The 13,627-nt window shown below is 58.6% G+C and carries 11 protein-coding genes and 2 tRNA genes; 9 read left to right on the forward strand and 4 right to left on the reverse strand.

All coding sequences use genetic code 11. From position 1 onward, the window contains the following. The 5 genes from dnaA to gyrB all read left to right on the forward strand — a co-directional run bounded on the left by dnaA (position 1) and on the right by gyrB (position 7,507). On the forward strand, positions 1-1,701 hold the full coding sequence (gene dnaA / locus ACLI1O_RS00005; RefSeq protein ID WP_349839158.1) for a chromosomal replication initiator protein DnaA: 1,701 nt from the start codon (positions 1-3) through the stop codon (positions 1,699-1,701). A 630-nt stretch (positions 1,702-2,331) separates the two neighbouring features. Beyond that, positions 2,332-3,513, forward strand: coding sequence for a DNA polymerase III subunit beta (gene dnaN / locus ACLI1O_RS00010; RefSeq protein WP_284770783.1), 1,182 nt, complete (start codon positions 2,332-2,334; stop codon positions 3,511-3,513). After that, positions 3,513-4,703: a DNA replication/repair protein RecF gene (gene recF / locus ACLI1O_RS00015; RefSeq protein ID WP_296090070.1), complete on the forward strand. Its 1,191-nt coding sequence runs from the start codon at positions 3,513-3,515 to the stop codon at positions 4,701-4,703. Before dnaN ends, recF begins: the two co-directional genes overlap by 1 nt. Further along, entirely contained in the window at positions 4,700-5,269 is a 570-nt protein-coding gene (locus tag ACLI1O_RS00020; protein WP_284770781.1) for a DciA family protein, read from the forward strand. Before recF ends, ACLI1O_RS00020 begins: the two co-directional genes overlap by 4 nt. A 168-nt stretch (positions 5,270-5,437) precedes the next feature. Next, positions 5,438-7,507 (forward strand): DNA topoisomerase (ATP-hydrolyzing) subunit B, encoded by a 2,070-nt coding sequence (gene gyrB / locus ACLI1O_RS00025; RefSeq protein WP_411706886.1) that lies wholly within the window; start codon positions 5,438-5,440, stop codon positions 7,505-7,507. Positions 7,508-7,603: 96 nt separating this feature from the next. Here the strand turns inward: gyrB and ACLI1O_RS00030 are convergent, their stop codons facing one another. Genes ACLI1O_RS00030 through ACLI1O_RS00045 form a run of 4 tightly spaced genes read right to left on the reverse strand, consistent with a single transcriptional unit; the run spans position 7,604 to position 10,088 of the window. Next, entirely contained in the window at positions 7,604-9,103 is a 1,500-nt protein-coding gene (locus tag ACLI1O_RS00030; RefSeq protein WP_239275420.1) for an MFS transporter, read from the reverse strand. A 60-nt stretch (positions 9,104-9,163) separates the two neighbouring features. After that, positions 9,164-9,601 carry a DUF6918 family protein gene (locus ACLI1O_RS00035; protein ID WP_239269557.1) on the reverse strand — a complete coding sequence of 146 codons (438 nt, stop codon included), beginning with the start codon at positions 9,599-9,601 and terminating at the stop codon, positions 9,164-9,166. An 11-nt stretch (positions 9,602-9,612) separates the two neighbouring features. Further along, positions 9,613-9,870 (reverse strand): cell filamentation protein Fic, encoded by a 258-nt coding sequence (locus tag ACLI1O_RS00040; protein WP_239269556.1) that lies wholly within the window; start codon positions 9,868-9,870, stop codon positions 9,613-9,615. Beyond that, positions 9,867-10,088, reverse strand: a complete 222-nt coding sequence (locus ACLI1O_RS00045; protein WP_005280480.1) for a hypothetical protein — start codon at positions 10,086-10,088, stop codon at positions 9,867-9,869. The genes ACLI1O_RS00040 and ACLI1O_RS00045 overlap by 4 nt, the downstream gene beginning before the upstream one ends. Before the next feature lie 78 nt (positions 10,089-10,166). Between ACLI1O_RS00045 and gyrA the strand changes: the two genes are divergently transcribed. The 4 genes from gyrA (at position 10,167) to ACLI1O_RS00065 (ending at position 13,397) form a co-directional block, all read left to right on the forward strand. Further along, complete coding sequence (gene gyrA / locus ACLI1O_RS00050; protein WP_239269555.1) at positions 10,167-12,722, forward strand: DNA gyrase subunit A; 2,556 nt, start codon at positions 10,167-10,169, stop codon at positions 12,720-12,722. Between the two features lie 3 nt (positions 12,723-12,725). Then, positions 12,726-13,064 carry a DUF3566 domain-containing protein gene (locus ACLI1O_RS00055; RefSeq protein WP_005280482.1) on the forward strand — a complete coding sequence of 113 codons (339 nt, stop codon included), beginning with the start codon at positions 12,726-12,728 and terminating at the stop codon, positions 13,062-13,064. Positions 13,065-13,238: 174 nt separating this feature from the next. Further along, positions 13,239-13,315 (forward strand) — tRNA-Ile (locus ACLI1O_RS00060). 9 nt (positions 13,316-13,324) lie between these two features. After that, positions 13,325-13,397, forward strand: a tRNA-Ala gene (locus ACLI1O_RS00065). The last annotated feature ends 230 nt before the right edge of the window (positions 13,398-13,627 follow it).

Genomic DNA, 13,627 nt, shown 5'->3' on the forward strand with positions numbered 1-13,627 from the left:
GTGACTGAACCACAAGCGAACCTAGAAGCTGTCTGGCGCGCGATCGTCGATGATCTGCTCGCGCAATCCGAGCAACCCAACTCTGAGGTCCCGAGCTTTTCGCATACACAACGCCTTTACCTGCAGTTGGTTCGCCCGATCATGATGGTGGAAGGCTACACGCTTGTCGCAGCGGAAAATGTCAACGCCAAAGAAGTTGTAGAAAATGAGCTCGGCGGATACATCTCCAAGGCCCTTACCCGCCACCTCGGCCGCCCGTGTTCCTTCGCCGTTACCTTAGCTACCCCGCAGGAGCCACAACCACCTGCCAACCCGTCGAATTCGGGGCCGGCACCAGGAGGGGCATCGGCAAGCACGCAGGCTCCTTCCTCCCAGCCCAACCCGCAGGCACAATACATGCCGCCGGCGCAGAATGATTCTTCTTCCGCGCAAAATTACGTCTCTCGCCCCCAGCAAACGGATGCGTCGGCAGCCCGCGGAAACCACAACCCCACCGCAGGTCAGACCCCGCCTAATTGGCGGTCCAGCCATGCCCCGGCAAGCCTGGATGAATTGGCGGAGCACTACACCAGCCAGCAGGACTATAACCGCCAGCAACCAGAGTTCGGCGGATCTGCGAATGCCGCGCGCATTCCGCGGGAGGCCCCGGCGCACGATCCCAATCGGGAGACCTCGCTGAACCCGAAGCACACTTTTGAAAGCTTCGTCATCGGTTCATCGAATCGTTTTGCCAATGGCGCGGCGGTGGCGGTGGCGGAAAATCCCGCCCGCGCCTATAACCCGTTATTTATATGGGGTGGTTCTGGTCTGGGTAAAACGCACCTTTTGCATGCCGCCGGTAACTACGCACAGGTGCTGCACCCGGGGCTACGCGTGAAATACGTGTCCTCGGAAGAATTTACGAATGATTATATTAATTCCTTGCGCGATGACCGCCAGGAATCCTTCAAGCGGCGCTACCGCAACCTCGATATTTTGATGGTGGATGACATCCAGTTCTTAGAGGGCAAGGAATCCACGCAGGAGGAGTTCTTCCACACCTTCAATGCGCTGCACCAGGCCAATAAACAGATCATTTTGTCCTCGGACCGCCCACCAAAACAGCTCACCACGCTGGAGGATCGCCTGCGCACCCGCTTTGAGGGTGGGTTGATTACGGATATTCAACCGCCCGATCTGGAAACCCGCATTGCCATTTTGATGAAGAAGGCCGCCGCCGATGGCACTGAAGTGGATCGTTCCGTCCTGGAACTCATTGCCTCGCGCTTCGAATCCTCCATCCGCGAGCTTGAGGGCGCGCTCATTCGCGTATCCGCCTACTCGTCCTTAGTCAATGAGCCGATCAACGTGGAAATGGCAGAAATTGCGTTGCGCGATCTTGCGCCGGATTCTGCTGATCGGCAAATTACCGCAGCCTCCATCATGGAAGTCACCGCGGAATACTTCGATATTGATGTTGAAACCCTGCGCGGTGCCGGCAAGAAGCGCGCGGTGGCCCACGCCCGCCAGCTGGCCATGTACCTCTGCCGCGAATTGACCGAGCTTTCGCTGCCCAAGATTGGCGAGCAATTCGGCGGCAAGGACCACACCACGGTGATCTATGCCGATCGCAAGATCCGCAAAGAGATGACGGAAAAGCGCAATACCTACGACGAGATTCAGTCCCTGACCCAGCGCATCAAGAATCGCGGTCGCGGCTAGAGAAAAACACAACCACCCGGTGGCGTCTTCCTTGAATAACAGGAAGGCGCCATTTTTGTAAGCAGGCGGTGCGCTTGCCGATGCCCCCACCTTCCACCACCGCCTACCGGCGCCTACCAGGGGCTATGTGCCGGTAAGAGTCGTATAAACAGCTATCCACAGAGTTATCCACACCTGTGTAATTTCATGGATGTAATTTGTAGATTTTGCTCACAGTTTTAAATTCCACAGGCCCTATCCAGCACAGACGCCCCTGTGATCAGCACTGTGTGCAGATCCGTGGATAACTACTAAAGACTGTGGATAAAACGATGACCCGCATATTTATCCACACTCCGGGCCAGTTGATCACAGCAAGATCACAAGAATTGGCACACCCCGGATCGCCGCGCTGAACTTGTCATTTACCCCGTTGATCACAGATCCCACAGCGCTTATTACTACTACTAAATTATTTCTCTGATCTTGTAAGTAGAAAGGGGATGTGTGAAATTGTGCCCGGTCCCGAGCACGCGGCGCTGGCTCGGACGGGCGGAGGGAAAATTACAAGGTTCACCGGATGCGGTAAGTTGGAAGCCAGCTTTTGAAAGTTACACATTCCTACCCCGCCTAAGAGGAGCTCTTCGCACCATGGATGAAGCCGTGTCATTTCGCGTTGCCAAAGATGACCTTGCCAACGCCGTAGCGTGGGTTGCCCGCAGCCTGCCTTCCAAGGTCACCCAGCCCGTGCTGCGCGCGATGCTCATCACCGCTGATGACAACGGCTTAGAGTTCACCGGCTTTGATTACGAGGTTTCTACCCGGGTGCGCATCGCGGGCATGGTGGATGAGCCCGGCCAAATCGCCGTCGCCGGTAAATTGCTCTCAGATATCGTGGCTACCTTGCCCAATAAGGAAGTGGAGATCTCCCAGGTAGATTCCAAGGCTTTGGTTGCTTGTGGTTCTTCCCGCTTTGAGCTACCTCTCATCCCGCTCGATGATTACCCGCAATTGCCGGTCCTGCCTGAGGTCACCGGAACGATCCAACCGCAGCTATTCGCAGAGGCGATCCAGCAGGTTGCGGCCGCGGCCGGCAAGGATGACACCCTGCCCATGCTTACTGGCGTGCACATGGATATCCACGGCAAGGATATTGAGATGACGGCTACGGACCGTTTCCGTTTGGCCATGCGCACCCTGGAGTGGGAGCCGGCGGCTGAGGACGTTGAGGCTAAGCTTCTGGTCCCGGCAAAGACCCTGCAAGATACCGGGCGCAGCCTGGATCCACATTTGAATATTCCCATTGAGATTGCGGTGGGCTCCGGCGATAATATCGGCGCCGATGGCCTATTTGGCCTGCATGCGGATAACCGCGAAACCACCACGCGCATGCTGGATGCGGATTTCCCAAACGTCCAGCCCTTGCTTCCCAAGTCCCACACGAATATTGCCTCGGTTGAGGTGGCGCCGCTGCAAGAAGCCATTCGCCGCGTTTCCTTGTTGACGGACCGCAATGCGCAGATCCGCATGGAATTTGCCGATGGCCAGGTCACCCTGTCCGCCGGCGCCGATGCCGGTAATGCCACCGAGACGCTGCCGTGCGCATTCCACGGCCGCGATGAATTCTTGATCGCCTTCAACCCGGGCTATTTGAAGGATGGCCTTGCTGTCATCAACACCGATCGCGTGGTCTTCGGGTTCACGGAGCCTTCCCGCCCCGCCATCATGATCCCGGAGCCAGAAGAGCTGCCGGAAGCAGATGAGGATGGCAATTTCCCCACGCCGCAGACCAACTTCACTTACCTCTTAATGCCGGTTCGCCTGCCAGGTTAATGTTTATAAGGGATCTCGATGTTCGGGATTTTCGCTCATGGCCCGAACTAAAACTTGAGCTGGGCCCGGGGATCACTCTGTTTGTGGGCCGCAATGGCTTTGGCAAGACCAATATCGTGGAAGCCGTGGGCTATACCGCTCACCTGTCTTCCCACCGCGTCTCCCATGATTCGCCGCTGGTGCGCCAGGGTGCGCAGAGTGCCCGGGTGTCCCTTACTGCCGTCAACCAGGGGCGTGAATTAACCACCCACTTGCTGGTCAAACCACATGCCGCCAATCAGGCGCAGATTAACCGCACTAGGCTGCGCAGCCCGCGCGAGTTACTCGGCGTGGTGAAAACGGTGCTGTTTTCCCCTGAGGATTTAGTCTTGGTGCGCGGTGAGCCCGCGGGGCGCCGCGCGTATCTCGATAGCATCATCGCCTCGCGGACCCCGCGCCTAGCTGGGGTTAAGGCGGATTATGACAAGGTATTAAAGCAGCGCAATGCGTTGTTGAAGTCGGCATCGGCAAGCTTGCGGCGCGGCTACGGCGATAGCGACGGCGCCTCGGCGCTATCGACGCTGGATACGTGGGATGCCCAGCTCGCGCGCTTAGGTGCACAGGTCATTGTGGCGCGCCTTGCGCTTGTCGATGCCCTCTTGGACCACATTCCCGCCGCCTATGCCGGCCTCGCGCCGGAGTCGCGGCCTGCGCACGTGGAGTATAAATCCACCATTGATACCTCTGACCGCGAGGTGCTGGAGGCCGTCATGCTGACCGAGCTGGCCTCTGCCCGGCAGCGCGAGATCGAGCGCGGCATCTCACTGGTGGGCCCGCACCGTGATGATCTCGTGCTCCACCTGGGGGATCAGCCGGCCAAGGGTTTTGCTAGCCACGGCGAAACCTGGTCCTATGCCATCGCCCTGCGCCTGGCGGAGTTTGAGCTCCTGCGCCAAGAAGGGGGATCAGATCCGGTCCTCATCTTGGATGATGTCTTTGCCGAGCTCGATGCCAAGCGCCGCACCCAGCTGGTTCACCTGGCCGCCACGGCAGAACAGGTGCTTATCACCGCCGCGGTGGATGAGGATTTACCGGATAACCTGGAGCCCATCGTGCGTTACCGGGTAGGAGTGGAAGATACGGACCAGGGGCGCATTTCCACCCTGCACACGGAAGCAACCGCAGGAGAGGATAGCGAGGAAGAAGCATGAGTGAGGAAGAAGGGGAAACCGGCAGGCAACGCACGGATCCCGTCACCCAATACTTCCGGTTGGTGCGCTCTACCTCGAAGAATCCGCCAAAGCTTACGCGCCCAGTGCCGAAGATGCCGGTGCCATCCTTGGCGGATGCCCAGCCGCAGAACTATCGCGGCTACCAGGTGGGCAGGCCTACCGGCGCCGATGGCAGGAGGCCGCGGCGAAAGATTGATGTGCCGAGCCTGGGTGCACAGATTAAAAAGGAGATTTCCCACCGCGGCTGGAAGCATGAATTAGCGCACGGCTGGGTCATGGGAAATTGGGAAAACCTGGTGGGCGAGCGCATCGCTGCCCATACGCAGCCGCAGAAAATCAAGGACAAGATCGTCTACATTTCCTGCGATAACTCCACCTGGGCCACAGAACTGCGCTACCTGCAGCGGGAAATCCTGCGCAAAATTGCGGACCGGCTCGGCCCCGATGTCATTGCTGAGCTGCGCATCCACGGCCCGCGGCAGCAGCGCAATTACGAGGGTCGGCAGTGGGTAAAACCGCAAGGTTCGCAAGATACCTACGGCTGATAAGTGGCTAATAGGAGCAGGTTAGCTCTGCCCTTTAAAAGATAAATAACTACAGAGCGCGCCACATAGCTACCTCTGGCCGGTGTGGGGTGTCATTCAGTAGGGGGTATGCGTGTAGAATAGTGAAAGTCTTAGAATTAGCTATAGCCAAAAGGAGAGCACGAATCCGTGGCTGAAGAACACGCATATGATGCTGGATCAATTACGATCCTGGAAGGTCTAGAGGCCGTCCGCAAGCGCCCCGGTATGTACATCGGTTCCACCGGATCGCGCGGTTTGCACCACCTTATCTGGGAGATTGTTGATAACTCCGTTGATGAGGCCATGGCAGGCTTCGCGGATAAGGTCACCGTCAAGCTTTTGGAAGACGGCGGCGTCGAGGTCATCGATAATGGCCGCGGCATCCCTGTGGAGATGCACGCCTCTGGTGCGCCGACCGTCCAGGTGGTCATGACGCAGCTGCACGCCGGCGGTAAATTCGACTCCGATTCCTATGCCGTTTCCGGCGGCTTGCACGGCGTCGGTATTTCCGTGGTCAACGCCCTGTCTACCCGCGTGGAGGCGGAGATCAAGCGTGAGGGCAAGCACTGGTACCAAAACTTCCAGAACGCCATCCCGGATGACCTTGTGGAAGGCGGCAACGCCCGCGGCACTGGTACCAAGATTCGTTTCTGGGCGGATCCGGAGATCTTTGAAACCACCGAGTTCGACTACGACACCATTGCGCGCCGCCTGCAGGAGATGGCCTTCCTGAACAAGGGCCTGACCATCGAGCTTATTGATGAGCGCGTGACCCAAGAGCAGATCGAGCTCGAGGAAATCGCGGATGCGGAATCCGGTGAGGCGAGTGCGGATGAGACGTCGTTTGATGATGTTCCTGATGCCGGCGATACCTTTAACGAGGAAGACGATTCCAAGAACGTCACCAAGGCCGATAAGAAGCGCCGCAAGAAGATCACCTTCCACTACCCGGAGGGCCTGACGGACTACGTAAAATTCCTCAATAAGTCCAAGAACGCTATTCACCCCACCATCGTGTCCTTCGAGTCAAAAGGCGAGGACCACGAGGTCGAGGTGGCCTTGCAGTGGAACCAGGGCTACAAGCAGTCCGTGCACACCTTTGCCAATACCATCAATACTCACGAGGGCGGCACGCACGAAGAGGGCTTCCGCGCAGCCCTGACCTCCTTGATGAACCGCTATGCCAAGGAGCACAAGCTCATCAAGGACAAGGACGGCAACCTTTCCGGTGATGACTGTCGCGAAGGTTTGGCCGCCGTCATTTCGGTCAAGGTGGGTGATCCGCAGTTCGAGGGCCAGACCAAGACCAAGCTGGGCAACTCCGAGATCAAGGGCTTTGTGCAGCGCTCGGTCAACGAGTACGTCAATGACTGGTTTGATGCCAACCCGGCAGAGGCAAAGGCCATCATCAATAAGGCCGTCTCCTCGGCGCATGCCCGCATGGCAGCGCGTAAGGCGCGCGAGATGGTGCGCCGCAAGTCCGCCACCGATCTGGGCGGACTGCCCGGCAAGCTTGCGGATTGCCGTTCTAAGGATCCGCGGAGTTCGGAGCTTTATATCGTGGAGGGTGACTCCGCGGGCGGTTCCGCGAAGGCCGGCCGTGACTCTATGTTCCAGGCCATCTTGCCCTTGCGCGGCAAGATCCTGAACGTGGAAAAGGCCCGCATGGATAAGGTCTTAAAAAATGCCGAGGTCCAAGCCATCATCACCGCGTTGGGTACCGGCATCCACGAGGAATTCGATATCAAGAAGCTGCGGTACGACAAGATCGTGCTGATGGCCGATGCCGACGTGGACGGCCAGCACATCGCCACGCTGCTGTTGACCCTGCTCTTCCGCTTTATGCCGCAGTTGGTTGAGGATGGCCACGTGTACCTGGCTAACCCGCCGCTCTACAAGCTGAAGTGGTCTAAGGGCACTCCGGGCTACGCCTTCTCTGATGATGAGCGCGATAAGCTGTTGGCAGAAGGCCTGGAGCACAACCGTAAGATCAACAAGGATGACGGCATCCAGCGCTACAAGGGCTTGGGCGAGATGAACGCCTCCGAGCTCTGGGAGACCACCCTGGATCCCTCCACGCGCCTGTTGCGCCGCGTGGACCTGGAAGACGCACAGCGCGCCGATGAGCTGTTTTCCATCCTCATGGGTGATGACGTGGCCGCCCGCCGCTCCTTTATTACCCGCCGCGCGAAGGATGTCCGCTTCCTGGATATCTAAACCGTTGGCTTAGCCCTTCTGCGTGCAGGGGCTAGGCAAAAAGCTAGAGCCCACCGTGGATAATTCCACGGTGGGCTTTAACTATGGGGCGAGGTATTAGCTGCGGGAAGCGCGCTGATCCGCAAAACCAAAGCTCAAGGACACTAGGCAGACGGCGATGATGACGCCAAAGCCGGTCATGATGGATACGGGCCAATCTCCGGAGGTGCTTTGGAGCATGGCAAAGACGATGGCGGTAATGACGGCCAAGCCAATGGCGGTGCCGATGCGCTGGCCGGTTTGTAGGACCGCGCCGGAGGAACCGGCGTAGTTATCTGGGACCTGCGCCAAGGTCAGGGTTTGGTTAGGTGAGACCACGGCACCCTGGCCAAGCCCGATAAATGCCAAGGAGAGGATGAGCCACCATTCGTTCATTCCCCAATGCGTGGTGCCCCAAATAAAGACCACCGTGGCGATGAGACCGAAGATGGTGGTTAGCATGCCGATGATGACCACCATGCGCCCATACCGCGAGATCTTGCGGCCAGCGATGGTGGCGGTAATGGAGTTGAGGAGTGCGGAAGGAATGCCCACCGAGCCGGCCGCTAGGGCGGAGTAGCCCAGGCCATTTTGGAAATACAACGCAACGAGCACCCAGATGCTGGTAATACCCATAAACCACAACGTGGCGATGATGGTGCCGTTGCGGAAGCTCGAGGTGGCAAAGATATTGAGATCCACCATCGGCGGGTGGCCGGTGGCCTTGTGGTGGCGCTCCCACAGCACCCACACGCCAATGAGGACGGCACCCGCCAGAAGCAGCCACCACACGGCCGGGGAGCCGGTTGAGTCCATGAAGGGGAAGAGGATGCACCATACCGCGGCGCCGAGGATGAGCGCGCCGATGGGATCCAGGGTGGCCAGTGCCTTGAAGATGCCCAGCTTATTGCCCGCGGCATCGCGGACGCGGGAAAACAGCGGGCGTGGGAACCACATGAGGCCCAAGATGATGGCTAGCAGGCCGATAGGCGCGTTGACCAGCATGGTCAGCCGCCACCCGTGGTCAGGACCACCGAGCTTAATGAGGAAGCCGCCCAATACCGGGCCGATGGCCACGGCGATTCCCACGGTGGCGCCAAAGTATCCGAAGGCGCGGCCGCGTTCTTCCCCGCGGAAGTATTGCTGAATCATTCCCACGCCTTGGGGGTTCAGTAATCCGGCACCAACACCCTGGACAAAGCGCGCGATGTTCAGAGAATGCGCATTCGGCGCGAAACCCGCCACGGCGGCGCTGATGGTGTAGACGGCGATGCCGAGCAGGAAGATGCCCCCGCGCCCCACGAGATCGCCGGCGCGCCCAGCGGCGACGAGGACCACGCCGAAGGTAAGCGCATAACCAGACAGCACCCATTGCACATCCGAATCCGTGGCACCAAGCCCAGACTGGATCGACGGCAGTGCCACGTTCACGATGGACACACTAATCAGTGACATGAACACCGTGACCAGCACAATAATAAGAACCCGCCAGCGGGCGGGGTCTTGGCCGGCGGGGTAATCGGTACGGTTTGCTTCTGATGTCGACGATTTATGATGTGGGGAAAAAGTCACTTCCACACTTATACTCCGCAGTCCAGATAACCTTCAACCGCAGGAAAACCGGTGGAAATTAATTATTTACATGTGCTTTTGCACGACGCGGCCGAATGCAGGAACTTCCGGGCTTAAGATCTTGGTGGCCTTGCCGCGCAGGGAATTATAGGGTTTGCGCAGTGCGGCGGAGTTTACCTTTTCCACGTGCTTATCTGCGATGTTCATAATCTCATCGCTGACCTCTTCCTGGTGCGGTTCAAGGAAGGCGCCGAAATCATCCTTCCCGCTTTCCGCAAAGTCTTGCCACCGTGGATCCAGGGCATCGAGGACATCCGGCAGGATCCGTTCCAGCGCCTTGGGGACGACATTGGCATCGGCTTTTTTGGCGGCCGCCAATCCGCCTTTAATGGCTATGCCGGAAATGCCGGATTTGGCGGAGGCGACTTTTTCAACGAGATCCCCGCATTCGGCGATGAACTCGGTGCGGGTGGATCCGTGCATCAAGGTAGAAAGGTGAGACATGGTGCCATACTTTACGCGAATTTAGTGGCCATATAGACGCGGGCACAGTACTGCGCGAAGGTCTGATTTCCAGCGTTTAACGCTGGCACCTTTTCCAAAACCTCCGCCATAGCTCGAGCGGCCTGCCGCTCATCGCCGTGGATGGCGATGCCCTCTAGGCGCGCGGTGCTGGCAGCGGCGGCAGACACTAAGGCGGAATAGTTGATGATGCGGAGATTAAAGCGGGCGCAAAATTCTTGGGCCAATAGGTACAGCTGTTCGGGGCTCATGCGTGTGTCTTTCGCGCCCTGCGAATTTCGGCCTCTAGATCCGCGCGGCCGGGGAGGAGCTCGCGGGCGGTGGCTTGCACGTGGGCATCGGCAAGCGTGCGCGAGGCCGCCGCCACGATGGCACGCACCACCGCCTCGTGCTTGGAGGTTCCCTGCGCGGAGGCCAAGAGGGTAAGGGCGTGATCTTGTTCTGCGGTAAGCCGCAATGTCATTGCCATGCCCCAGTGATACCACAGTGATACCACCGGTGCGGCAAATAAGGCCGATAAAGCCCGGAGAAGGTAGAATTTGGCCTTATGAGTGACAGTAACGACGATCTTTTTGATCGGATTTTTCCCATTGACATTAATGAGGAGATGGAGTCGAGCTATATCGACTACGCCATGTCCGTCATTGTGGGCCGCGCGCTGCCTGAGGTGCGCGATGGCCTAAAACCAGTGCACCGCCGCATTCTCTACGCCATGTTCGATTCGGGTTACCGCCCCGAGCGCGGATATGTGAAGTCCGCGCGCCCGGTCTCTGACACCATGGGTCAATTCCACCCGCACGGTGACTCGGCCATCTATGACACCTTGGTGCGCTTGGCGCAGTCTTGGAATATGCGCTACCCGCTTGTCGATGGCCAGGGTAACTTCGGTTCCCGCGGTAACGACGGCCCCGCCGCAATGCGTTATACCGAGTGCAAGCTCACCCCGTTGGCCATGGAAATGGTCCGCGATATCCGCGAAAATACCGTGGATTTCTCGCCCAACTATGATGGCAAGACCAGCGAGCCGGACGTCCTGCCGTCCCGCGTGCCTAACCTTTTGATGAATGGTTCCGGCGGCATTGCCGTGGGCATGGCCACCAATATCCCGCCGCATAACCTCAATGAGTTGGCCTCGGCCATTTACTGGCTGCTGGAGAACCCGGACGCAGACGAGGATGCCGCGCTCGCGGCCTGCATGGAACGCGTGAAGGGCCCGGATTTTCCCACCGCCGGCCTCATCGTGGGCGATCAGGGCATCAAGGATGCATATACCACCGGCCGCGGCTCCATCCGCATGCGCGGTGTGACCTCCATCGAGGAATCCGGTTCCCGGCAGACCATCGTGATTACGGAGCTGCCGTTCCAGGTCAACCCCGATAACCTCATCTCCAATATCGCGGAGTCCGTAGCCAACGGCAAGATCGCCGGTATTTCCAAGATCGAAGATGAGTCCTCTGACCGCGTGGGCATGCGCATTGTTGTGACCCTGAAGCGCGACGCCGTCGCCCGCGTGGTGCTCAATAACCTGTACAAGCACTCCCAGCTGCAGACCTCCTTCGGTGCGAATATGCTCTCCATCGTCGATGGCGTGCCGCGCACCCTGCGCCTGGATCAGATGCTGAGCAATTATGTTGCGCACCAGATCGAGGTCATCGTTCGCCGTACCCAGTACCGCCTGGATGAGGCGGAAAAGCGCGCGCACATCTTGCGTGGCTTGGTCAAGGCGCTGGATATGTTGGATGAGGTCATCGCCCTGATCCGTCGTTCGCCCACCGTTGATGAGGCGCGCGAGGGATTGAAGGAACTTCTCGATGTCGACGATATCCAGGCCGATGCCATCCTGGCGATGCAGCTGCGCCGCCTGGCTGCCCTGGAGCGCCAAAAGATCGTCGATGAATTGGCAGAAATCGAAGAGGAGATCGCCGACCTCAAGCACATCCTCGCCCACGAGGAACGCCAGCGCCAGATCGTCCACGATGAGCTGGAGGCGATCGTCGAAAAGTACGGCGATGAGCGCCGCACCGAGATCCTGCCTGCCTCCGGCGAGGTCACCGATGAAGACCTCATTGCCCGCGAAAACGTCGTGGTCACCATTACCGCCACGGGTTATGCCAAGCGCACCAAGGTCGATACCTATAAGTCACAAAAGCGCGGCGGCAAGGGCGTGCGCGGTGCGGAGCTCAAGCAAGATGACATTGTGAAGAACTTCTTCGTCTGCTCCACGCACGACTGGATCCTGTTCTTTACCAACTTTGGCCGCGTCTACCGCCTGAAGGCCTACGAGCTGCCAGAGAGCGGCCGCGCCGCCCGCGGCCAGCACGTGGCCAACCTGCTGGAATTCCAGCCGGAGGAAAAGATTGCCCAGGTCATTCAGATCCAGTCCTACGAGGATGCGCCATACCTGGTCCTGGCCACCCAGCAGGGCCGCGTGAAGAAATCGCGCCTGACCGATTACGAGTCCGCTCGTTCCGCAGGCCTTATCGCCATCAATCTGAACGAGGGCGATGCGCTCATTGGCGCCCAGCTCGTTTCTGAGGGCGATGACATCCTGCTGACCTCTGAGCAGGGCCAAGCCATTCGCTTTACTGCCGATGACGACCAGCTGCGCCCCATGGGCCGCGCTACCGCCGGCGTGAAGGGCATGCGCTTCCGCGGCGATGACCAGCTGCTGGCGATGTCCGTCGTCCACGACGGCGAGTTCCTACTCGTTGCTACCTCGGGTGGTTACGGCAAGCGCACCGCCATTGAGGAATACACCCCGCAGGGCCGCGGTGGCTTGGGTGTCATGACCTTCAAGTACACTCCGAAGCGCGGCAAGCTCATTGGTGCCATTTCCATTGACAAGGACGATGAAATCTTCGCCATTACCTCCGCCGGTGGGGTTATTCGCACCGAAGTAAACCAGATTCGTCCGTCCTCGCGCGCCACGATGGGCGTGCGCCTGGTTGACCTTGCCGATGACGTCGAATTGCTTGCCATCGACCGCAATGTTGAAGAAGATGGTGAGGAAGACGCGCAGGCTGTGGCCAAGGGCGAAAAGACCGTCGATGAGGTCCAGCAAGAGCACCACAAGGTAAGCGATGCCTCCAAGGACGAGGAGTAGGACATGGAACGACGAGACGTAACCATCCACCACATCTCGCCCACCTCGGCGTTTCGCGTTGGTCTGGCCCTGTCACTCGTCGGACTCATCGCGTGGTTGCTGGCCGTGTGCCTGTTGTACATCGGTTTGCACCAGGTGGGCATATGGGAGTCAGTCAATAGCCTCGTTGGTGGCGTCGGCGGCGGCTTTGAGGTCACCTTTGGAGTGGTGATCGCAGCCAGCGCGCTGATTGGCGTTATTTTCGCCGTCCTGTTCACCTTGCTCGCACCGCTGATGGCCGTAATCTATAACGCCATCGTGGATGTCTTCGGTGGGCTAAAGGTCAGCTTGGATGACATCTAGACCACTGTGAGTGGGAGACTATGCCGGCAGCTACGGTTGCCGGCATTTTTCTAGTTTTAAGCGCGAAGTAGCGTCCTCATTAGACCCACGAAGTGCGCCTCTGAAAACCTCTTTGAGCTGCCGATTTGTGTTCTTTCCGGGGTAGTATGTAAAGTTACATCTCGTTCCGCTAAAGGGCCTATAGCTCAGTCGGTTAGAGCGCATCGCTGATAACGATGAGGTCGCTGGTTCGATTCCAGCTAGGCCCACCACGGAACAATGGGGCATTAGCTCAATTGGTAGAGCATCTGCTTTGCAAGCAGAAGGTCAGGAGTTCGATTCTCCTATGCTCCACAGCATCAGTCCGGCTTCCTTAAGGGAGTCGGACTTTTTGCTTTTTGTACCCTCTCGAAGCTCCCCACACCTATCAAACTGGTTTTGGGGGTGTTTGTCCGATAGCAGGCATCAACGCGCTTGATATTGTTAAAACAGCAAAGGCATTCGCGGGTTAAGGGACAAAATGAGTGTCTAGGCCGGCGTGTCGCGGGGTGGGACATTTTGTGTGTCTGCCGCCCCGCGGTTTA

The organism is Corynebacterium sp. LaCa78 (genome assembly GCF_046717505.1).
Classification (GTDB): Bacteria; Actinomycetota; Actinomycetes; order Mycobacteriales; family Mycobacteriaceae; genus Corynebacterium.

Coding starts and splice junctions, on each gene's coding strand:
- dnaN (WP_284770783.1), top strand. CDS start 2,332: ATGGATGAAGCCGTGTCATTTCGCGTTGCCAAAGATGACCTTGCCAAC.
- recF (WP_296090070.1), top strand. CDS start 3,513: ATGTTTATAAGGGATCTCGATGTTCGGGATTTTCGCTCATGGCCCGAA.
- ACLI1O_RS00020 (WP_284770781.1), top strand. CDS start 4,700: ATGAGTGAGGAAGAAGGGGAAACCGGCAGGCAACGCACGGATCCCGTC.
- ACLI1O_RS00035 (WP_239269557.1), bottom strand. CDS start 9,601: ATGTCTCACCTTTCTACCTTGATGCACGGATCCACCCGCACCGAGTTC.
- ACLI1O_RS00040 (WP_239269556.1), bottom strand. CDS start 9,870: ATGAGCCCCGAACAGCTGTACCTATTGGCCCAAGAATTTTGCGCCCGC.
- ACLI1O_RS00045 (WP_005280480.1), bottom strand. CDS start 10,088: ATGGCAATGACATTGCGGCTTACCGCAGAACAAGATCACGCCCTTACC.
- gyrA (WP_239269555.1), top strand. CDS start 10,167: ATGAGTGACAGTAACGACGATCTTTTTGATCGGATTTTTCCCATTGAC.
- ACLI1O_RS00055 (WP_005280482.1), top strand. CDS start 12,726: ATGGAACGACGAGACGTAACCATCCACCACATCTCGCCCACCTCGGCG.